Origin of the sequence: Chitinophaga sp. CF118 (genome assembly GCF_900112615.1) — a bacterium.
GTDB lineage: Bacteria > Bacteroidota > Bacteroidia > Chitinophagales > Chitinophagaceae > Chitinophaga.
Map to the genome: position 1 here is coordinate 560,624 of NZ_FOMK01000001.1, position 23,290 is coordinate 583,913.

General features: G+C 42.3%; 14 protein-coding genes. 5 read left to right on the forward strand and 9 right to left on the reverse strand.

Annotation, left to right across the window (positions count from 1 at the left end; genetic code table 11):
• Position 1 precedes the first annotated feature (1 nt).
• The 7 genes from BM176_RS02145 to BM176_RS02175 form a co-directional block, all read right to left on the reverse strand.
• Complete coding sequence (locus BM176_RS02145; protein ID WP_090099090.1) at positions 2-1,945, reverse strand: gliding motility-associated C-terminal domain-containing protein; 1,944 nt, start codon at positions 1,943-1,945, stop codon at positions 2-4.
• Between the two features lie 224 nt (positions 1,946-2,169).
• Positions 2,170-3,474, reverse strand: coding sequence for a RagB/SusD family nutrient uptake outer membrane protein (locus tag BM176_RS02150; RefSeq protein ID WP_090099092.1), 1,305 nt, complete (start codon positions 3,472-3,474; stop codon positions 2,170-2,172).
• 19 nt (positions 3,475-3,493) lie between these two features.
• Complete coding sequence (locus tag BM176_RS02155) at positions 3,494-6,553, reverse strand: SusC/RagA family TonB-linked outer membrane protein (RefSeq protein WP_255373408.1); 3,060 nt, start codon at positions 6,551-6,553, stop codon at positions 3,494-3,496.
• 272 nt (positions 6,554-6,825) lie between these two features.
• Entirely contained in the window at positions 6,826-7,572 is a 747-nt protein-coding gene (locus BM176_RS02160) for a DeoR/GlpR family DNA-binding transcription regulator (RefSeq protein WP_090101548.1), read from the reverse strand.
• A 118-nt stretch (positions 7,573-7,690) separates the two neighbouring features.
• The gene (locus BM176_RS02165; protein WP_090099096.1) at positions 7,691-8,884 is read right to left on the reverse strand and encodes an anhydro-N-acetylmuramic acid kinase; all 1,194 of its coding nucleotides are present in this window, start codon (positions 8,882-8,884) and stop codon (positions 7,691-7,693) included.
• 6 nt (positions 8,885-8,890) lie between these two features.
• On the reverse strand, positions 8,891-9,691 hold the full coding sequence (gene murQ / locus BM176_RS02170; RefSeq protein ID WP_090099098.1) for an N-acetylmuramic acid 6-phosphate etherase: 801 nt from the start codon (positions 9,689-9,691) through the stop codon (positions 8,891-8,893).
• 26 nt (positions 9,692-9,717) lie between these two features.
• A complete protein-coding gene (locus BM176_RS02175) occupies positions 9,718-11,175 on the reverse strand; it encodes a sodium:solute symporter (RefSeq protein WP_090099100.1) in 1,458 nt (485 codons plus the stop codon).
• A gap of 160 nt (positions 11,176-11,335) precedes the next feature.
• Between BM176_RS02175 and BM176_RS02180 the strand changes: the two genes are divergently transcribed.
• Entirely contained in the window at positions 11,336-13,762 is a 2,427-nt protein-coding gene (locus tag BM176_RS02180; RefSeq protein ID WP_090099102.1) for a glycoside hydrolase family 9 protein, read from the forward strand.
• Between the two features lie 116 nt (positions 13,763-13,878).
• Here the strand turns inward: BM176_RS02180 and BM176_RS02185 are convergent, their stop codons facing one another.
• The gene (locus tag BM176_RS02185) at positions 13,879-15,129 is read right to left on the reverse strand and encodes a glutamate-5-semialdehyde dehydrogenase (RefSeq protein WP_090099103.1); all 1,251 of its coding nucleotides are present in this window, start codon (positions 15,127-15,129) and stop codon (positions 13,879-13,881) included.
• 14 nt (positions 15,130-15,143) lie between these two features.
• Complete coding sequence (proB, locus tag BM176_RS02190; protein ID WP_090099105.1) at positions 15,144-16,178, reverse strand: glutamate 5-kinase; 1,035 nt, start codon at positions 16,176-16,178, stop codon at positions 15,144-15,146.
• 119 nt (positions 16,179-16,297) lie between these two features.
• Between proB and BM176_RS02195 the strand changes: the two genes are divergently transcribed.
• The 4 genes from BM176_RS02195 (at position 16,298) to BM176_RS02210 (ending at position 22,608) form a co-directional block, all read left to right on the forward strand.
• Positions 16,298-18,064: an SGNH/GDSL hydrolase family protein gene (locus BM176_RS02195; protein WP_090099107.1), complete on the forward strand. Its 1,767-nt coding sequence runs from the start codon at positions 16,298-16,300 to the stop codon at positions 18,062-18,064.
• A gap of 134 nt (positions 18,065-18,198) precedes the next feature.
• Positions 18,199-20,508 (forward strand): GH92 family glycosyl hydrolase, encoded by a 2,310-nt coding sequence (locus BM176_RS02200; RefSeq protein WP_090099109.1) that lies wholly within the window; start codon positions 18,199-18,201, stop codon positions 20,506-20,508.
• 374 nt (positions 20,509-20,882) lie between these two features.
• Complete coding sequence (locus tag BM176_RS02205; protein WP_090099111.1) at positions 20,883-21,401, forward strand: hypothetical protein; 519 nt, start codon at positions 20,883-20,885, stop codon at positions 21,399-21,401.
• A 745-nt stretch (positions 21,402-22,146) separates the two neighbouring features.
• Positions 22,147-22,608, forward strand: a complete 462-nt coding sequence (locus BM176_RS02210) for a hypothetical protein (RefSeq protein WP_090099113.1) — start codon at positions 22,147-22,149, stop codon at positions 22,606-22,608.
• Positions 22,609-23,290 lie beyond the last annotated feature (682 nt).

Here is a 23,290-nt window from a genome sequence, read left to right on the forward strand (position 1 = left end):
TTTATCTGAGAATCACTACCCAGCCAGTAGGATTTTTGCCGAAACCAGTTTTAAGATCTATCACATAATAATAAGTACCTACCGGCAACTGTTTGCCATCATAAGTACCCGTCCATTCATTGCTATATCCCCTGCTTTTAAACACCAGTTGCCCATACCGGTTAAAAACGGATACATCTGCTTCGGGATAAGTATCCAGTTTCTGAATTCTCCAGGTATCATTGATCCCATCATTATTGGGAGAGAAAGCATTCGGGATAATGATCTTCTTATACACACGGATAAATACCTGATCTGTAGCCACGCCACATCCGTCTCCAGATGTTACCGTCAGTGTATAGGTGGTATCACTATCGGGTGTTACTATCGGGTTCAGGATAGTGGCATCTGTAATATTATATACTGGTGTCCATGCATAACTAACATCCGATCCTCCGGCTACACCGGCCAGCTGTGCAGGATCTCCTTCAAATATTTTCTGATCAGGTCCTGCATCGGCAGTAGGTTTTTTCCAGACAAATACCACAACCGTATCATAGGCATTACATTGCCCGTTGCTTACCGTCAATATATAAGATGTAGTATCAGTGGGTGAAGCAACAGGACTGGCAACAGTGGTATCAGACAAGCCAGTGGCAGGCGACCACAAATAAGTGCTGCCTCCGCTACCCTGCAAAGTGACGGTATTACCCTCACAGATATTTACATCACTGCCGGCATCGGCTGTAGGTGCCGGATTTACGTCCACTGTTGTCGAGTCTATATTACTACATCCCAATGCAGTGGTGAGCGTTACATAATACGTCCCATTGCCGGCAGAAGTGATTCCATTGATAGTAGGATTTTGAGACGTACTGCTAAAGCTATTGGGCCCTGTCCAACTAAAAGTAGACCCCGTACTTCCGGAGGCACTTAATTCCAGTATATCTCCTTCACAGGAAGGATTATTGCTGCTGGCAGCCGGATCGGGATTATCATTGACTATAATACTGAGTACATTTGATGCAACACGACAGGAAGAAGAACCAATATTCGCACTTTGTGCTATAGCAAGTCTGTACAGATAGGTACCGGGAGCTGTGGGCAAACGGGTATACGTAGTACTGGTAGCTCCGGCAATATCTGTCCAGGTAGTACCCGTATCCGTACTTACCTGCCACTGATAAGCAGTACTACTGTAGCCGCCCGAAACAGTTCCTGTTAAATTAAAAACGGTTCCATCTCCCTTACATACTTCCGTTGACGTTATACCGCCATTCATAGTGGCGCTTACACTTAGTCCGCAGGGACGAAAGGTGATATCATCCAATGCAAGGTCATTGGCTGGTGCTCCACCAGGACTACTGTTACTCATCTTTATCATCACATCTGATACACCGGCGGGAGTGGTAAAATAAAAACCAAACTGCCGCCATACAGGTCCAGTGCTTGTTCTGGCAATGGAACCTGTGGTATACGATTGAAGTACAGTAGCGCCGTCAGAAGTTAAAATAGAGAAGGTTACGTTGGGTGGATTATTATCTGAAGAGCGTAACAGATTCACGATCCATGCCGCAAATTCATATGTTGTATTGGGACATAATCCGGTTACTGATTTCTTATAAAAATAATCTGTTACTGAAGTACTCGCATTCACCACCATCATATATCCCCCTGTATTACCGGTATGATCAGTTGTTGACCACCAAACATTTCCAGCACCCGCAGTTGTATTTTCAACTGTATAAGAACCATCATAAGGAAAGCTTTGGGCTACATAAGAATATGTAGTAATATCCGAACCCAATGCCCCGGCAAATGTAGCAGTACCTGCACCAAAATTCAGGCTTACAACCGGGTCTCCCAGGCTGCCGGTACATAACTGCGCTTTTGAGATATACGAGATACACAGGAATAGCACAACTAAGCAATAGCCCTTAACGGTCCAATAATCAGGCAATTTCATTTGAATTAATTATAACTAGGTATAGTACTTCTCAGTATGCTAGCAGGCGCTAAAAATGGGGAATAGAGGTTGACTGGTACAACAAAAATATTCTAATAGGGTTATCGGAACAAAATAATATGCGAATGCCAGTTTTTTATAGACGGATGCCAATAAAAAAGAGTTGCACCAAAGGCTTGATGCGATCGCCCCCCGGTACAACTCCTGAATATATGACATCTTCATTAATACGCCGGATCGTCCGGAGTATTGGTATTATCGTTACGTTCAACAAATGGGAACGGGAAATAAGTACGTTTGCGTTCAGTTACTGGCCGCCCAAATCTGCGCTCATCTTCAAGTGCCAGTCCCGCCATAAATAATTCAATACGGCGGTGTTTGTAAATCAGCGTAAGTAGCTCTGCTTCTGTAAGAGCTACTTCTGCCGGCAATGCAGCACCTACACCAAATGCATCATTAGCTGCGGTTTTGGTCACCACCTTATTCAACTCAATCAATCCATTCGTTACATCATGCAAACGGGCATAACACTCTGCTTTAATCAGGGTAATTTCACCAGGCAGATATACAGGAATAGCCTGTGTAGTGGTAGTGTAAAACCCTTTTACCCTGAAACGCGGACTAGCACTGATAGTTACATAAAACGGATATCGCTTGTCTGCTGCATCAGGCTGTAATCCTGCCGGCAGGCTCATTGTTGAATCCACTACCTGGTAAATATTATTGCTGGATGTTACCAGCGTAAAGATCGGATTGGTAGTAAGAGAATTGTAATTAAATGTTGAAGCAACAGACAGGTTCACCTGGTTGGCAGCTGCCAGTGCATTTGCATAATCCCCTGCAAACAATGCATAACGTGCCTTCAGCGCATACAATGTATTCTGAATATTAATACCAGCAGGGACGATGGGTGATGCAAAACCACCACCAATAGCATTCGCGCTGATCGCATTCAATGCCTTATCAATTACCTGCACAGCTTTGGTATAACCTTCTGCGCTGGTAATAAATGCCACGTTTGATCCTACAGTATCAGGAACATGATCCCAGAACATCGCCATATTGCCAACAGCCAGCGCTTTGAAAATAGAAGTATAAGCAATCACACCACTGGCATAGTTTTTATCTACTACAATACTATCCACACTGTTTAATACTTTGTTTGCATCGTAGATAATCTTATTGGCAACCGTCCACATCCCGGTAACAACAGTATTCGTATTCTGTACACTGGTTCCTCCCAGATATAACTGGTTCTCATCTGTATTACCTGCATTTACCACATATGTTTCACCTGTCAGCAAACTGCCTGCTGCGATCGATGTATATATAAGTCCTGTTCTGTTTGCAGTATAAACATTTTGTAAACCAACGGCAACATCCGTCAATGCAAGCGGCGAACTGAATGCCTGATCTGTTGATGGTCCGGAAGGATCTGTATAATCCTTTTTACAGGAAGTAACAGTGAGCAACAGTAATGCCGCCGCTGCTATTATAGAACTGTTATATTTATTGATATACCTTTTCATAAATCTCCTTTTTGATAGTTTAGAATTTTGCACGAAGCGCCACATTAAATGTTCTTGGAGCTGGCACCGTACCAAAATCAATACCACGCAAAATGGTACTCTGTCCGGCTGCATTCACCTCAGGGTCATATCCCTTGTAGTGATCCCATGAATAGAGATTTCTACCTCCCAGGCTAATGGTCAGATCGCTTAATCCTTTCATTTTACCAACATTGTAACTCAGTGATACTTCTCTCAGCTTTACAAAAGAACCATCATCCACTCTCCATTCCTGTATATTATATACACCGGCAATGAAACCACGTGGAATTTCGCCTCTGTCTTCTCTCTCTGCTACTTTACCATTGTCAACACCCTGCCTTGTTCTGAAGTCAGCATTAAATACACTACCACCTTGTACAGCATCCAGCTGGGTATGTAAACTGAATTTTTTATAGTTAAAATCATTCGTCAAAGTCCCTGTCCATTTAGGATTAGGATCCCCTATTTTCTTCTGTAAAGCAGAACCGGTAGGTAAACCATTTGCATCACGTTTTGCTGTATAACTCAGAGGACTATTCTGTGTACCTGCTTCTGTAAGTGGAATACCTGCTGCATTTTTCAGTTCATTACCATTTGCATCACGTGCAAAGAAACTACCGTAAAAGAAACCAATGGGCTCTCCATTCGCAATCGCCACAGGTGCACCACTGGTAGTAGCATACAGGATAATAGACTGTCCTATATCCACCGCTTTGTTTTTATTATGGTTATAGATAGCGGTCATTTCCCAATTGAAATTTTTTGTTTTCACAGGAACAACATTTAACACTACTTCCATACCATTGTTTGCCAGGGAGCCAATATTATCCAGGCGGCTGGTAAAACCTTTTGTAGGGGCAATTGCGCGACTGATCAGCAAATCTTCCACACGCTTGCGGTAATAGTTTACAGATACATTAATACGGTTATCCATAAACGCGAGATCTGTACCAAACTCCAGTTCTTTCTGTCTTTCCGGTTTAACATCCGGATTTGTGTAGGTTGTACTGGAATTAAAAGCTGCACTACCAATAAAAGGAGAAGCATTATAAGTATTATAACGGCCGTATGCAGGAATACCTGTCAGGTTACCAGACTCACCATAGGCAGCACGCAGTTTAAACAGGTTCCACCATTTAGACACACCCATATTCTTCCAGTAATCAGTTCCTGAAATCACATAACTGCCACTCAGTTTAGTATACACCTGGTTCCTTTCAGATTCCCCGAATACGGAAGATCCATCTACTCTTAAAGCACCGGTCACAAATAACTGGTCACGGTATTTAAAGTTCTGCTGAATAAATTCACCGGAGATAGATGTTTCTGTACGCTGATCAGCGCCTGTAATAGCAGTAATAGCACCACTCACTACTTTTACAAAAGGAGGTAAACCCCTGCCCTGTTGTAATGAATAATGCATCCGCTGGTATTGCAGTGAATAACCTATCTGGGTTACAGAAGCCAGCGACTCACTGATCTTTGCATTATAGGTAGCATTCACATCATGATTGATCAGGAACGAATTATTACTACCAGCACTGGCATAACCATTCTGGGTAGGATCTAATGTAGCACCACCGCCAAAGAAACCGGAACTCACATTATAAGCATATGGAGGAATGAAAGTAGTACCATCCTGGCTATAGTTATCAATACCCATATGATAATCTATCGTCAGGTTTTTTGTTGGCGTCAGTTTGATACCTGCACCTGCAATGATCCTGCTGGTTTGTTGTTGTTGTTTGAAATCTTCAATAATAGATACCGGGTTCACACGTCCGCGTTCACCTACTGCCTGAATATTTCCCTGCGCATTCCGTTTTTCAATATCGTAGTAGTTACCAATGATCGTAACGGAGTTTGTTGGAGAGAAAAAGGAATTACCATCAGGTTTCTCGTTAGACTTACTATACACGTAGTTCATGCTTGCATTAAAGCTGATCCACTTATTTACTTCCTGATCCAGGTTCAAACGAAAGCTATAACGGTTAAAGTCTGTATTCTGTATAATACCCTGATTGTATAAATAACCAGCAGAAGCATAATACCTTGTTTTATTCTGACCACCTACAACAGACACATTATTATCAGTGCCTACGCCAGTGCTGAAAATATAATCCTGGTAATCGTACCGGTTTACAGCAGTTGTATTCGTCAGCGAAGGAGTCAATATTGTTTGTGTAGATACATCTGGTGTTCCACCAAACTTGGTAGGCGCCTGGTTCACATCCAGTTTTTTACGCAGTTGGTTCACATTGAAACTGCTGGAAAAACTTACTACCGGAGCGCCACCTGCACCTCTTTTAGTAAAGATTTGTACCACACCCGCATTTGCACGGGAACCATAGATAGCTGCTGCTGCTGCACCATTCAACACCTCTATTCTTTCTATATCTGCAGGATTAATATCCACCATACGGTTCTGACCGATAGAACCAGTAGTATTAGCGCCAGACGTGCCAACACCATAACTTGCATCTGCATTTGTAACACGGGTGGTAGAGTTATCAATGATTACTCCATCTATTATATACAAAGGATCTGTAGAACCGGAAATAGTGCTGATACCCCGTAGTTTGACAGATATACCGCCAGCAGGGTCACCGGAGTTTTGAGATACCTGTGCACCCGCAGTTTTACCCTGCAGGGCGGCCAATACGTTGCCGGTTGCTCCTTTTGTCAGTTCATCCGCTTTTACACTACTGATATAACTACCAAGTTGTTTACGTGTAGTTCCCTGCGAAGTACCGGTGATCACTACCTCATCCAGTTTGGATACAGACTCAGATAATACCGCATTCAGCGTATATCCTTTTGCCGTGGTAATGACTAGAGTACTCTCTCTTGTTGAAAATCCGATCCCTGAATAAGTCACCGTATAATTACCCGGCTGCAAATCTGCATTCAACACATAATTACCTTCCCCATCTGTTGTAGTGCCAAGTTTGGTATTCTTAACGGCTACGGTTATACCGGGCAATGGCGCACCTGTTTCATCTGTCACCTTACCTGATAGTTTAACCTGTGCAAAAGCAGCAGCCGTTATACTATGCATAACAAGCAAGAGCAACAAATACCTGCATTTGACATGCCGGAATAATTGATACATTCTCATAACTAAATTTTAAAAATTGAAGATGTTAATTGCTGGCTGTATACTTCCTGAACTCTAATTGGCCTGTATACTCCTATAGTTTAAATGGTCCCTTTATGAGTTATTAATTTATTACTGCTATTTATTTGGCTGATGGGCAATAACACACTCTAAAGTCTTACGGGTACTCTACTCCCACATAATGACTTTTAAAATTATATTAGCTGATATACTTATAGTATTTGTATTCCTTTTTTCTTATACGGTAATAACTTCTTAGCGTTTGGTGGTAATTCGGTTATTAAAACATCTATCTCATCTACATCACAGATTTTTAATTGTTCAGAAGCATTGATCTTTTCTGAAATGGATAACACGACTACCTTCTTGGAAGTACTGATCATGGCTCGTTTCACCTGTACTACATCCCAATCATTATCTGTCAGTCCATCTTCTGCATCTATAGCGTTATTCCCCAGAAAACAAAGGTCCGCCTTGATCATTTTTATCTTAGAAATAGCTTCCCCACCTACCGTTATTTTAGATCCCTTTGACAATTTATCGCCTATAACGATCACTTCTATATTTGGATGATTAGCATATTCAAATGCTGCCGGTAAACTTACCGTGATAAATGTTGCCTGCAGATCCTTGGGCAGGATCCTGGCCAGTTCTGCAATGGTAGTTCCTCCCGTGGTCAATACGAACATACCATCCTGTATTAATTGTACAGCCTTTAATGCAATTGTTCTTTTGTCTTCTACAGCATACACATCCTGAGATGTAATACCAAGATGAAAAGAGTTAGATAACGCTCCTCCGTGTACTTTGATGATCTTCCCGTCCTGTGCCAGCTCAGCGAGATCACGTCTGATCGTATCTTCTGATACCTGGATCTGTTCACTCAAATGAGAAGACAGGACTTTATTATGCAAATTTACCTGATGTAATATATATGCGTGGCGTTCTTCCTTTAGCATCAGCAGGTAATTATTACTTTGGTTGAAAATCTGTATCTCCGAATGAAAATTGAAATTCGGCAAATAAACGCAGAAAACAAAATATAAAACCGCATTTTCTTGCTGTTTTTAGCAAGAATTATGCGGGAAACGATATTTTCCCCATGGTTACCGCAGGCATACCGGGTTTTCCGAAGTCTATTCCCTCTCCTGCTATCGCTTCATTAGCCAGTATTGCAAACAATACTGCTTCTTTTGCATCACCCGCTATCCCAAGTTCTCCTGTAGTGTGCATATTAAGATGCGGCATTCTTTCCTTGATCCAACGCATCAGCAAAGGATTATGTGCACCACCACCACTTGCATATACAGCATACTCCTTATCTGCATCCAGCACACTGCCCAATGCATCTGTAATCGTATCTGCACTGAAACACGTTAGTGTGGCCATCATATCATAAGCAGTAATTCCCGTTGTATTACTCACTGCCTGCGCATTTTCTACATATGCCTTATTAAACAGTTCGGGGCCCGTTGTCCTTGGAAAAGGTTTTCTGAAAAAATCATTATCCTTCAAAGCTGCCAGCAATGATGCATTCACCGTTCCCTGTAAAGCAAACAACGCATCTTTATCATATTCCACTCCGAAATAAGTACGTGCAAAAGCATCCAGCAAAGTATTTCCTGGTCCTGTATCTGTTACATACACCGCTGTGGCATCAAGTGTGCCAGGAAGGAATGTGAAGTTGGAAATACCGCCCATATTCAGCATCACCCTGTCCTCCCCAGCTTTGGAGAAAAGACAGTAGTCGCCGTACAATGCGAGTGGTGCACCTTCTCCACCGGCAGCAATATGTTTCTGGCGAAAATCACTGAGTGTGATAATACCCGTTCCTACGGCAATATGATCCCCGTCTGCGATCTGTAAGGTTGCATTGGGAAATCCGTTCCGCTGATGTAAGATTTTCGGACTATGATATACTGTTTGTCCATGCGATGCTATCAGGTCTATGTCCTTTGGCTCCAGGCCCCATTGATAAAGACATTCATGAATGTAGACGGCATGAAAGTTTGCCAGCCACGGATTCAGCAAACATAGTTGCTGAAAATCCACCGTTTCCCGCGCAAATACTTTGCGGATTTCGTCTTTCACAACGACAGGATAAGCTATAGTATCGAAATATTCCAGCGTAACTTTTGTATCCATGCCACTCCCGCTGATTGAACATAATGCCACATCCAGCCCATCCAGAGAAGTACCCGACATCAGGCCAATGATACGCCTTACCGGCTTATTTGCAATGTCAAACAGTTTATGCAGATTCCTGTTCATAGCTGATTATTTTCTGCTTTCAATAGCAGCTCTGATACTGCCCTTTTCATTTATCAGTTGCTTCGCAGTAGCTTCATCTACCTGCAATTCAGTCATCACCATTTTTACACCACGACCAATTAATTTCTTATTACTTAACTGCATATCCACCATCTTATTTCCTTTCACTCTTCCCAACTGAATCATCACTGTAGTAGAGATCATATTCAGGATCAACTTCTGCGCTGTACCCGATTTCATACGTGTGCTACCAGTTAAGAACTCTGCGCCCACTTCTGCCTCTACAGGATATTCCACTACTGCAGCCAGCGGACTACCAACATTACAGGTAATACAACCTGTAAGCAATCCTTTTTCACGCATCATCTTTACCCCACCAATCACATACGGTGTTGTGCCTGATGCAGCAATACCAATCACAGTATCTTTATCAGTCACCGAAAACTGTTCAAGATCTTTTGCGGCCTGCATTACATCATCTTCTGCAAATTCTACCGCTTTGCGGATCGCCTTATCTCCTCCGGCAATAATCCCTACCACCAACTCATGTGGCACACCAAACGTTGGCGGACATTCAGAAGCATCCAGTATGCCCAACCGGCCACTGGTCCCGGCTCCTATATAGAACAGCCTACCGCCCTGTTTCATACGCGCAACAATCGCAGTTACCAGTTGCTCTATCCGGGGAATCACTTTGGCAACAGCCAGCGGAACTGTCATGTCCTCACTGTTAATACCTTCCAGTATAGCCGTCACACTCATTTTTTCCAGGTCATTAAAACGGGAAGACATTTCTGTAGTAAGCATATCTGTATTACGTTAAATTTTGAGGATCAGAATAGTTTTTTTTCAGCAGGTTTGGAGAACAATAGCAATCCCATAAACATCAGTAATCCATTCAGCACAAGCAACTCAAGTCCTATTTTATAATCGCCCAACACCTTTGCCTGATAAGTATCCAGAAACAAACATACCAGTGGTGCTGCAATAGCAATCAGCGGCACTACGCCATCTTTCACCCTGCGCCGGGTGAGAATACCAAATGAGAATAATCCCAGTAATGGACCATAGGTGTAACTGGCCACTATCAGGATCACACCAATCATACTGGCACTGTTGATATATTTAAACAACAGCACAAACAACAGGAAGATAAATGTAAAGACCAGATGCACCTTCTGCCGGGTACTTTTCTGCTGCGCTTCCGTAAGATTTCCACGCTGACGGATATCCAGTATATCAATACAGAAAGAAGATGTTAATGCTGTAATTGCACCATCTGCACTGGGGAACAATGCAGAAATCAATGCAATAATAAAGATGATAGACATAAATGCCGGCATATGATTCAATGCCAGTGCCGGGAAGATTTTATCCCCTACGGCATCAACATGCAACTGATCTGCATACAGATATAATAACCCTCCAAGGAACAGGAACAACAGAATCACTCCTATCATTACAAATGCCAGAGTCATTACATTCTTCTGCGCCCCCTTCAATGTTTTAACAGAAATATTTTTCTGCATCATTTCCTGGTCCATCCCCGTCATCGTGATCGTTATGAAAGCACCTCCCAGGATCTGTTTCAGGAAAAAAGATCTATCATCGGGATTTGTAAAAAAGATCTGCGTCATTCCCTTATGCCCCATCGCCACCAAACTATCTGCCATACTCATGTTCATGGTATGCAGGATATAAATCACACAAATAACCAGTCCCAGCAACATACAGGTGGTTTGCAATGTATCAGTGTACACAATGGTTTTCACCCCTCCTTCAAAAGTGTATAATAAGATCATGATCAGGATGACCAGTGTAGTAATCCAGAAAGGTACATGGAACTGATTCATGATAGCTTCCTGCAGGATATTTACCACCAGGTATAACCTGGCTGTAGCACCCAGCGTTCTGGATAATATAAAAAAGGAGGCGCCGGTTCTGTAAGAAGATTTACCAAACCGCTCATTCAGGTAATTATAAATAGACGTTAGGTTCAGCCGGTAATACAAAGGCAGTAATACATAAGCGATTACTATATAACCAAGGAAATAACCCAGTACTACCTGGAAATAAGAAAAGGCAGTAGTCGCTACTCCTCCGGGCACACTTACAAATGTAACCCCACTCAGCGATGTACCTACCATCCCAAATGCTACCAGCATCCAGTTACTGTTACGGTTACCTATAAAGAAAGATTCATTATTTGAATTACGCCCCGTATACCACGCTACAAGCAACAGAACTGCAAAATAAATGATAACAATAGAAAACAGAAGGATTGGTGACATATCTGATGTTTGGTTGTACAGTTGTTAAAACTGCATAAAAACGCACACTATCTCTTAAATGTAAATACAAAAACGCAGAAAAACTAAAAATATGCGCATAAAGACGAATAAAACGTTATTTTTAGTATCAAGGGCATTCCACATTTACAATCAACCTAATATGAAAACACTGCTTTTATGCTGCTTGTTTGCTTTTATTAATATTACTGCATTCTCCAACTGGATCCGTATTAACCAACTAGGCTATACACCTGCTGGTAGTAAGGTAGCCGTATGGTGCAGTAAAGAACAAGATACATTAAAATATTTTGAGCTAATAGATGCAAACACGCATAAAGTTGCATACAGGCATTCCGCTGGAAACCCTTTTGGGGCATACGGTCCATTCCGGCAAACTTATCGCCTGGATTTTTCCGCCTTTAGTAAACCGGGACAATATTACCTGCAAACAGGTACTACACAGTCTCCAATATTTAATATCACTACTACTGCCTATAAAGGTGCTGCGGATTTCTGCCTGCGCTATATGCGTCAGCAACGCAGCGGATTTAATCCCTTTCTCAAAGACTCCTGTCATACACACGACGGATTTCCTGTATACGGTCCGGATAGCGTTTTTGTGCCGGTTTCCGGTGGCTGGCACGATGCGTCCGACTATCTGCAATACGTGACCACTTCCGCCAATGCTACTTATCACCTGCTGGCGGCTTACCGCGACTTTCCAAATGTGTTTACAGATACCTTGCAGGCGAACGGACTGGCAGGCAGCAATGGGATGGCAGATATCCTGGATGAGGCTAAATGGGGACTCGACTGGCTATTGAAAATGTACCCCGCAAATGACAGAATGTATAACCAGATTGGCGACGATCGCGATCACCAGGGTATGCGGATTCCAAAACAGGATACCAATTTTTACAACCACGGACTGGAACGCCCTGTTTATTTTTGTACCGGTGAACCACAAGGCTTACTGAAATATAAAAACAGATCCACGGGCATTGCTTCTACTGCGGGAAAATTCAGCAGTTCCTTTGCATTGGGGGCCCAATTATTCCAGAATACCTATGCAGATACACTCCGGAACAAAGCCATAGCTGCCTACCAGTTGGGAATAGCGAAACCCGGCGTTTGCCAGACTGCTCCCGGCAGATCGCCTTATTTTTATGAGGAAGATAACTATACGGATGATATGGAACTGGCGGCCGCATCCCTTACTAATACCTCTGATGCCTGGTCCTTCGCGTTACAGGAACCCGTTACTCCCTGGCTGGGCAAAGACACAGCGAAACACTATCAATGGTATCCTTTTATTAACCCGGGTCATTATGAACTGGCTAAACAATTAAAAGGTCCGCATCGGGATACTATCATCCGTTATTATAAAAAAGGCATTGAGCGGGTATGGAACAAAGCAGCCCGCAATGGTTTTTACCGGGGCATCCCTTTTATCTGGTGCAGCAATAACCTTACGGTAGCCTTTGCCATCCAGTGTTACTGGTACCGGCAACTGAGCGGGGATCAGACTTACCTGCAACTGGAACAGGCTTGCTTCGACTGGATTTTCGGTTGCAATCCCTGGGGGACTGCTATGGTATACGGACTTCCGGCAAATGGCGATACCCCTGCCGATCCGCATTCGTCTCTTTCACACCTGAAAAAATATCCTCTGGACGGCGGACTGGTAGACGGTCCTGTGTACACCAATATCTTCAAAAACCTGATCGGGATAAAATTAGAGGAGGAGGATGAATATGCTGCCTTTCAAAGCGATCTTGCTGTATACCATGACGATTACGGCGATTACAGTACTAATGAACCTACAATGGATGGTACCGCTGTAATGATTTACCTGCTCGCTGCTAAAGAAGCAGAAAAAGGAAATACCATTATACAAAGCGGTATTACAAGAGCAGACAGTACTAAAAAAGAAATAGCATTAGTTTTTACTGCGGATGAATTTGGGGATGGATTACCATCCATTACACATACACTTCAACAACAAAAAGTAAAAGCATCCTTCTTTTTCACTGGAAGATTTTATAACAACCCCTCTTTTCAATCCGGTATTAAACAACTCTATAAGGCTGGCCATTACCTTGGCCCGCATTCAGATGAACACCTGCTTTACTGCGACTGGCAAAACCGCGATAGTATGTTGGTAACAAAAGAAGAATTCGAAACAGATATGCGCCGGAATCTGGAGAAGATGAATGCACTAGGCATTGATACAACAAAAGTGCATTACTATATTCCTCCTTACGAATGGTGGAATAAACAGGTATCAAAATGGTCAGCTAATATTGGATTACAGATAGTGAATTTTACCGCGGGCACCGGTAGTAATGCAGATTATACCTATCCGGAAATGGGTAAAGTATACAAAAGCAGTTATGAAATTTATCAGTCTGTCATGGGGTTTGATAAAAACAGATCAGGCAAGCTGAATGGTGCAATCTTACTCATTCACGCCGGTACAGATCCCCGGCGCAAAGATAAATTCTACACCCAGCTGAATACACTGATCAGTGAATTAAAAAAAGAAGGATATAAGTTTAAAAAGATAAATGAGCTAATAGAAGACTAATTGCTACTATGATTTTTATGATGAATATCCGTTTAAGAAACCAGATGGGCTAATAGAAGAACTAATTACTACTATTAAGGATATCCATTTAATAAGATAGATGAGTTGGCAGGGAATTAGTTCCTTACCTGTCCGTCTCCTCTTACAAACCATTTTTCTGTTACCAGCTTTTCCAGGGCAAACGGTCCGCGGGCATGCAATTTCTGTGTAGAGATACCTATCTCTGCGCCCAATCCGAATACTCCACCATCGGTAAAACGGGTAGATGCATTCACATACACCGCTGCGGCATCTACTTCATTAAGAAAACGTTCACTGATAGCAGCATCCGAGGAAATAATAGCTTCTGAATGTTTAGAAGAATATTCCTGGATATGTTTCAACGCTTCATCCGCACCTGATACTACTTTCACAGAACATTTAAAGTCCAGGAACTCACGCCCGAAATCTGCAGCAGTAGCAGGTACTACATAAGGATATTCCAATGCTTTTAAGATGTTATATGCTATTTCATCTGCGAAAATCTCTACATCATATTCTATCAGCATAGGTGTCAGTAAGGCTAACAGTTGACCTGCTACCGGCTCATCCACCAATATAGTGTCCAGCGAATTACATACAGATGGGCGGGATACCTTTGCATTGGTAACAATCGCGCTCGCTTTTTTCAGATCTGCTGTTTTTTCCACGTAGGTATGGCAAACACCGGCACCTGTTTCTATCACAGGTACACGGGAATTAGCACGTACATATTCTATCAGCTGTTGCGATCCGCGGGGAATAATGATATCAATATATTTTACGGCCGTCAGCATCTCTGCTATCAATGCACGGTCTACCGGCAACAACTGTACGGCATTCACATCTACACCAAACTCCTGTAATACTTCCTGAATAATATGCACCAGGATGGTATTAGTAAAAAGGGCATCTGATCCTCCACGTAATACACAAACATTACCAGAGCGGATACATAATGCTGCAACATCCAGTGTTACATTTGGTCTTGATTCATATATCACACCCACCACACCCAGAGGTACTGTAAGTTTCTTTACCTGTAAACCATTTTCCAATGTTCTTTCCAGCATCACCTGATTGGCAGGATCAGGCAGCATAGCAATTTCCTGCAAACTTTCTGCCAGTTGCCTGATACGTGATTGATTCAGTACCAACCGATCCAGTTTGGGATCACTTAAAGACATCTTCTCAGCGTCCTTTTTATTCTCTTCCACGATAGCTGCTGTATTGGCCACTATTTGCACGGCCAACCGTTGCAGCAGCTGCTGCTTCTGCTGATCAGGCAATCCTTTTATAGAACGGGTAGCTGCCTGTGCCTTCTCCAATAATCCCTGTATCGATTCCATGTTACTTTTTTCTGCTACAATAAAACAATATCATCGGCATGTGCTACTTCCAGATTTTGTACTTTTCCATCTTCCGTTAATATGTCAGAAGATACCTTTGCACGCCCTACCGCAATCACATTGTGTTCCTCATCCACTATTTCAAATACTTCACCACACTCAAACTTTTCCAGCACAGTAAGCACACCTACAGCCAGTAAGCTACGCCTTTTCTGCAAAGCATTTAAAGCTCCTTCGTCTACCAATACCCTGCCTGTTACCAGGCTTCCGCTGGCCAGCCACTTTTTACGGGCCGGCATACTGCATTCCTGTGGCAAGCACAATGTACCTGTTTTCTCTGCGATGGCATTGATAATACCATCCGGAGTATGAATACCGAAAATCACCACTTTAATACCCATGCGGGTAGCTAGTCGCGCAAAAGTGAGTTTGGATACCATCCCTCCCAGTCCAAGGCTTGATTTTTTTGTGTCTGCAAGTGATAAAATGGATTCGTCAATCTGCTCTATCCGGGGAACCACTTTGCCCTCTCTGTCTAACACACCACCAACAGAAGTACTGAACAGCAGAATGGAAGCACCAAATCCAACTGCGATCAATGTTGCTAATTCATCGTTATCAGAGAACTTCAGCTCCAGGTCACTCACTACATCATTCTCATTAGCAACAGGAATTACTCCGCTCTCCCATAATTCTTCATATGTTTTTTTCAGCTGGAGGAATTGTGCACGGTTACTGAAATGCCGGCGTTCACACAAACTTTGTGCAATCGCAATATTGTATGGAGAAAAATAACGGGCATACTTACTCAGCAACAGCGGGTTACCAATAGCTGCTGCTGCTTTTCGCTCACTGATGGTGCCATTATAGTGATGCAGGTATTTTTTACCTGCCGCTACCGCTCCTGAAGACACCAGTACGATGTTATAATCCTGCTGTAAATCGGCTGCCTGCCTGGCTATCGATGCCAGGATTGTTTCATCCAGCTCACCATTTTCATGTGTAATAGAGGCCGTTCCAAATTTTATAACTACTATCGGTTTATTCACTGCTCCCTGAATTTGATGCCAAAATATTGAAAAAGACCCGTTTTTTCATGAAAAACACTATATAATATTCAATAAGAATGCAATATTTTTAGTAGGAATTAAAATACAATAAGAATCGTATGACAATTTTCAATAACAACACTTTAAAAACAATAACAATTATAATCACTGCCAGCCTGTATAGCCTTGGCATTTCCGGGCAGGATAACAGTAAATACAACTGGTGGAACCCTGCCAAAAATAATTTCCCCGCCATTGAAGGACAGGCTTGGCCGGAAGAAGTTGCGGCCACATACGACCGATTACCGGCCCGTGCAGAGAAAACGGTACAGTCCAATGTATGGAACTTATCCCATCAATCTGCTGGCCTTTCGATCCGCTTCAGAACCAGCGCAAAAGAGATAATAGTACGTTATACCGTTACCGGCGATCTCGCAATGCAGCATATGCCTGCAACAGGAGTAAGCGGGGTTGACTTATACGCCATTGATCCCAATGGGGCCTGGAAATGGGCTGCCGGCAGATATAATTTTGGAGATACCATTACATACCGCTTCTCTGCCCTCAGCGATGAAGCACGTGAATACCGCCTTTACCTACCCTTATATAACAAAGTGAAATGGATGGAATTAGGTGTACCAGATCATGATTCCATTGTGCCATTGCAAAAACGTAAAGAGAAACCTATCGTGGTATACGGCACCTCCATTGCACAGGGAGGTTGTGCCTCCCGTCCCGGACTGGCATGGACATCCCTGCTCGACAGGCAGATGGACCGCCAGGTAATCAACCTGGGATTTTCCGGGAATGGCAAACTGGAACCACCGGTAACAGCCCTGGTATCAGAAATCGACGCTAAAATATTTGTGTTGGATTGCCTCCCCAATATCAGTGGTCTGCCTCCGGCAGAAATTCAGGAACGCATCATCACTGCTGTAACTACTCTACGGAAAAAAAGGCCGGTTACCCCAATATTGCTGGTGGAACATGCTACGCCATCCATGCAAATGATCAACACTATCGGCGATGGTAATTACGTTACGGCCAACAAAGCATTACAGGATGCTTATGAAAAATTACAGTCTACCGGTACCAAAAAGTTATACATACTGCCAGCCAGTCAGATCAACTTTGACCTGTCTGCTACGGTAGACGGTGTACATCCCGCCGATGTTGGGATGGTAGCCTATGCCAAAGCTTATGAAAGCAGCCTGCGTATCATCTTAAACGAACCAATGGGTAATATTAATACAACCATGCCATGCCGCCAGTACCGTGAGTTATCATTCTACGACTGGGATGCACGACATAATGAAATATTAACGATGAACAGTGTTCAGGCACCTAAAGTATTATTAATCGGTAATTCCATTACACATTTCTGGGGAGGCCTGCCCGCTGCACCACTTGCCAGGGGAGCCGATTCATGGAAAGAAGTACTGGATCCCCTGGGAACCCGGAACCTGGGCTTTGGATATGATCGTGTAGAAAACGTGCTTTGGCGCGTATATCATGATGAACTGGATGGTTACCAGGCTAGCAAAATATACATCATGATAGGTACCAATAACCTTGGCATAAATACGGATGAAGAAATCGTTGCGGGACTGAAACTGCTGGTAACTGCCATACGCCAGCGGCAACCCCAGGCAGGTATATTGCTGAGCGGTATACTACCCCGTACTAATATGGAAAAAAGGATCGTGCGTATTAACCAGCTCATCATGCAGATGGCGGGTGAACAGCAGGTACAATTCATTAACCCGGGAACAGTACTGCTGAAAGCAGATGCCACCATAGACGCTTCCCTGTTCACCGATGGATTACACCCTAATGGAACTGGATATAGCAAACTGGCGCATTTCCTGCAACCTTACCTGAAATGAAAATCACTCATTTAAGTTTCATTTAAACTCTTTTACCATCCGGTGACACTGGAAGTCATATCAGGCCTACATCTCACCAAAATTCGTTTATTTTTGAACGTCACAAAATCTGAACGCTTAAACTACTTTAGACAATGGGTGCACGTTTTGCTTACCATCTTTCATTCTTAACCTGTATTGCATTATACACGCAACAACCCATACAGGCGCAGGACAAAAACCTGCTGCAATATGTAAAACCTATTATTGGCACAGAAAAAATGGGCCACACCTATCCCGGTGCAACTGTGCCCTTTGGAATGGTACAGCTGAGTCCAGAAACTGATACCATCCCTTACGAACAGGATGGACACTACAATCCGGATGTTTACAAATACTGTGCAGGCTACCAGTATGTAGATAAAACCATCACAGGTTTCAGTCATACACACTTCAGCGGGACCGGCCATTCTGATCTCGGAGATTTCCTGATCATGCCTACTACGGGTAAACTACTGTTGAATCCGGGTACCGCTACACATCCTGAAAGTGGTTATCGCTCTACCTTCTCTCATAACAATGAAGTAGCAGAAGCAGATTACTATAAAGTAAAACTTGACAAGTATAATATCACAGCAGAATTAACTGCCAGCAACCGGGTAGGATTTCACCAGTATACTTTTGCAGAAGCTACAGACCAGGCACATATTGTACTTGATCTCATTGCAGGCATTTATAACTACGGTAATAAAAACGTGTGGACTTATGTAAGAGTGGAAAATGATACACTGATTACCGGGTATCGCCAAACTAACGGCTGGGCACGTACGCGAATAGAATACTTCGCTATGTCATTTTCAAAACCGTTCTACCAGTATGGTCATCAAACATATGCCAATGATGTATATAAAGGCTTCTGGCGTAAGTTTGATGTTGCTCACAACTTCCCTGAAATGGCAGGTCGCCAGATCAGGGCCTGGTTTGATTTCAAAGCAACAGCCGGAGAAAAGATCAAGATCAAATTTGCATTGTCTCCTGTAAGTACAGAAGGTGCGCTGAATAATTTACGCAGTGAAATACCAGGATGGGATTTTGAAAAAGTGAAGCAGGACGGACAGGCGCAATGGAATAAAGAACTACATAAGATCACAGCACAACTGAATAGTGAAGATGAAATGGTGAACTTCTATACAGCCATGTACCATGCTTTCCTCAGTCCTACTATCTACATGGACGTGGATGGCAGCTACCGTGGACTGGATCAGAACAATCACAAAGCAACAGGGTTCACTAATTATACCACCTTCTCTCTCTGGGATACTTACCGTGCATTACACCCACTGTTCAATGTGATCCAGCCTAAGCGCAATGCGGATATGGTACAATCAATGGTAGCACATTATGAACAGAGTGTACAGCATATGCTGCCGGTATGGTCGCACTACGCTAATGAAAACTGGTGTATGACAGGATATCATAGCGTATCTGTCATTGCAGATGCGGTGATCAAAGGTAATGCGCCTTTTGATGTAAATAAAGCACTGGATGCCTGTGTTACCACAGCAAGACATCGCAGCTACGATGGTGTGGGTTACTACATAGATAAGGGATATGTACCGGAAGATAAGAGTGGTGCTTCGGTATCTAAAACACTGGAATATGCTTATGACGACTGGTGTATTGCCCAGATGGCAAAAAAACTGAACAAACAGGATCTTTATGCAGAATTCATCAAACGTTCAGAGAACTACCGCAACGTATATGATGCATCCATTGGCTACATGCGTCCACGCCTGAACGATGGTACTTTCCGTGCAGCATTTGATCCGCTGAAAACAGATAACCAGGGCTTCATTGAAGGAAATGCCTGGAACTATAGTTTGTATGTACCGCAATATCCCGCAGAAATGATTGAACTGCGAGGTGGAAAGAAGAGCTTTTCCAAACATCTGGATTCCTTGTTTACTATGCATCTGCCAGATGAATTCTTTGCAGAAACTGAAGATATTACCCGCGATGGTATTATCGGCAACTATGTGCACGGTAATGAGCCTTCGCATCATGTAGCTTACCTGTACAACTGGACAGGCGAACCCTGGAAAACACAGGAGAGAGTGCGCATGATCCTGAAAAAGATGTACCACCCCACAGCAGACGGTCTGGGAGGTAATGATGATTGCGGACAAATGAGTGCCTGGTATATTTTTACATCACTAGGCTTCTATCCCGTTTGTCCTGGTTCTGATCAATACATCCTGGGCAGCCCTGCCGTAAAGCAGGCCACTTTACAGCTTGAAAATGGCAAAACCTTTACCATTGAAGCTCCTGGGCAGAGTGATACGAATGTATACGTGCAGAAGGTAACCCTGAATGGACAGCCAGTACTGACTAATTCAATCACACATTCTGATATTATGAATGGAGGTAAGCTGGTTTTCTATATGGGGGCAAGACCCAGGAAATAAGTGAACACATTTGCTTTTCTGAAGGGATGCTCAAGCTCAATATTTATTTTTAATCCATCATCTTTATAAACTATTCTAAAAAGGCTGCATCGTAAGAATGATGCAGCCTTTTTTTTCTGAAAGGTTATTTCAATATTTATAAATCAGTTGATTTTTAAAATAACTTAACGTAATGCCTTCTCCCGGATTTTCTCAGGCTCACAATTTATTTCTTATAGATTAATACAAAACGGAATTGGTTAAACTGGAACTGATTCCCGTGTTATTTCTAAAAACAATTTGTGCTGCTTTTCTCACCTAAGATGTTAATCCTCTGCTGTTTTTAAGGCAACACCGGAATTTATTAGTACATTTATATATACTAACCTGTATATATGAAACCCACTCCGCAACAGCATTGTCTCCGGTTAAACCATCTGGGTATCGGTGACATACAGTTAGGCAAAAGGCCGGAACAACTACCTGACATGTTACCTTTCGATCATTTCGTGGGCAAACATACTTTTGATGTAATGCCGGCAGCCTCCCTTTACCACGTGTTCGACGGTGATCTGAGATGTACTATTGAAAGCCAGGATACGGGCATCGTATTAAGTCACCTGTTTGCTGCCACCAACGAAAATGGTTTTATTAACCGCATCTTTCTATATACCAGGGAGGTGAACGGTCATCTTGCTGAAAGGCTTAGCCAGCTTTATGGAGAGCCGAATGTATCTAAGGCTACGGTGGCGGGCAAACTGATAGGCACTCACAATAGCTGGATTACAGAAGGTGAAACAGAAGTATCCTTTTTTAGTCCTGTATATGACACTACTACCAGTACTGTCATCTCTTTTCGGTTCTTCTACGACTTCCCGGCACTCAAAGATTACATGATCTCTGTGACCTTATAACAAATGAAAAGGCCTGCTAAAAAGCAGGCCAGTTATGGTACTTTGGGGGGGACAATACAATTATAGGGTTTTCAAAGGGTACAATATTTTAAATCAGCATTCAGGCTTATTGCCTGCATCAATATTATTAAAAATATAGTTGCTGTAGCGCGGTAACAAAAGTAAATGCAAACTGTAAACGTAAACGAATCTATGTGTGTTACAACAACAGAATTTAATGAAGAGAACCAAAACCCCTGTGCTTCATATCAATAGCACTTTTTTAAAAGATAAATACCTGATAAACAGCCTTCAAATCACAGGTAAGCAGGTATAAAAAACCGGCAATAAATCAAGATGAAATGTAGCAGTATGCGACAATAAACTGCGTGAATCACGGTATATATCACCCCGTTATTTCACGGTAGGTTTTAGTTGATCATTATAAAACACACGTGCGGGTATCATTATTCCGTTCAGCTGTTCAGAAAAAAGGAAATCCTTCTCAGAAAATTAATTTATGCCGATAAACTACGGCAAAATAGTACCGTTATTTACGCAGAATTTTATACATATTTACACGAATATTTAGCAGGAAAGGCCGGTTTTTGCATTAAAGAAAATTATATATGAATTGATTAGCCAGTGATTACGAATTTCTTATGTTTGTAATGTTATGATTATTAATAACTTAGGGTAATTATGTACTTACATTAGGTGTAATTTTAAATTGTTAATGAGATCCAACAACCTAAATTAATATCTTATGTCTGCCATTAAAATCATGAAAGCCGGTCGGTTTGTTAATGATAAGCATGTTACAATGCTCCGCGATAATTATAGAGAAAACAGATGGAAAGCCAACTCAGAACGTCTTGGTAAGATGGACTCTCTAAGTGTATGGTATAGCCTTGATGAGCTTAAAGAATACATAGAAACGGCTAAAACAGCAGGTGCTGATGGTATAAGGGTCTATTTTGGTGTGTATCCTTCTTCTTTCCCTGAAAACATCCTGCTGGAAGACAGACAAACAATCGTTTTTGTTGCTACCCAGCAGAAAACAAGCAAAACCGGTAAAACCGAAAGTAAAGATCTGTATGTTTCCACACCTAAAGGACCTGAGATCATAGCCTTCAATTGGGCATTACCCTGCCCTCCCGGCTGTATAGGCGAAGAAGAGAAAAAAAGAGCACCAAATACCACCGAGAAACAAACAATGGGTATCTAACAGTTTCCCCATTTACATACATCACATCTTGAACTGCCGGATACCTTATCCGGCAGTTTTTTTTAAACAAAAATTATTTAACCCCCAGTTTTCTTAATTTGCTATTCACTATAAATATCCTTGTGTCAGTGCTAAATAGTTATTTTCAATATTCATCGTCCTGTGTAGGCCTACATATCCTAGCTTACGCACATAATTCACTGTACAGATTTCCTTTACATGTGCTCATTTATATTCTTTGTTTCATTATTGCCCTGTTTTCCAGGATAAAAAACCAGCGCCCTCATTACTTCAACTCTTTCATCCTGTATATATTACTGACAATTACGGTAGAGGTCATTGCCTGGTGGTACAGTGTGCATAGGAAAAACAACCTGATCTTCTATAATTTTTACACCATCATCAACTTCACCTATCTTATATACCTGATTAGATCTTTCCTGCAAAACAGGAAAGTTATGTCCATCCTCACCTGGGTAGCTATTGTATATCCTATCTTTGCGTTGACAAACATGATATTCATTCAGGGATTACACACTTTTAATTCTTATTCTCTTTTATGTGGCTGCACACTAACGGTTATGGCCAGTATTTCTTACTTCTATGAACGTATTAAACATTCCGGGCCTCAAAGTCTTTTACATGATCCAACATTCTGGATATCAACAGGCATATTATTCTA

Coding starts and splice junctions, on each gene's coding strand:
- BM176_RS02165 (WP_090099096.1), bottom strand. CDS start 8,884: ATGAACAGGAATCTGCATAAACTGTTTGACATTGCAAATAAGCCGGTA.
- BM176_RS02155 (WP_255373408.1), bottom strand. CDS start 6,553: ATGCATAGTATAACGGCTGCTGCTTTTGCACAGGTTAAACTATCAGGT.
- BM176_RS02200 (WP_090099109.1), top strand. CDS start 18,199: ATGGGTGCACGTTTTGCTTACCATCTTTCATTCTTAACCTGTATTGCA.
- BM176_RS02195 (WP_090099107.1), top strand. CDS start 16,298: ATGACAATTTTCAATAACAACACTTTAAAAACAATAACAATTATAATC.
- murQ (WP_090099098.1), bottom strand. CDS start 9,691: ATGCTTACTACAGAAATGTCTTCCCGTTTTAATGACCTGGAAAAAATG.
- BM176_RS02185 (WP_090099103.1), bottom strand. CDS start 15,129: ATGGAATCGATACAGGGATTATTGGAGAAGGCACAGGCAGCTACCCGT.
- BM176_RS02210 (WP_090099113.1), top strand. CDS start 22,147: ATGTCTGCCATTAAAATCATGAAAGCCGGTCGGTTTGTTAATGATAAG.
- BM176_RS02180 (WP_090099102.1), top strand. CDS start 11,336: ATGAAAACACTGCTTTTATGCTGCTTGTTTGCTTTTATTAATATTACT.
- BM176_RS02160 (WP_090101548.1), bottom strand. CDS start 7,572: ATGCTAAAGGAAGAACGCCACGCATATATATTACATCAGGTAAATTTG.
- BM176_RS02150 (WP_090099092.1), bottom strand. CDS start 3,474: ATGAAAAGGTATATCAATAAATATAACAGTTCTATAATAGCAGCGGCG.
- BM176_RS02145 (WP_090099090.1), bottom strand. CDS start 1,945: ATGAAATTGCCTGATTATTGGACCGTTAAGGGCTATTGCTTAGTTGTG.
- BM176_RS02205 (WP_090099111.1), top strand. CDS start 20,883: ATGAAACCCACTCCGCAACAGCATTGTCTCCGGTTAAACCATCTGGGT.
- BM176_RS02175 (WP_090099100.1), bottom strand. CDS start 11,175: ATGTCACCAATCCTTCTGTTTTCTATTGTTATCATTTATTTTGCAGTT.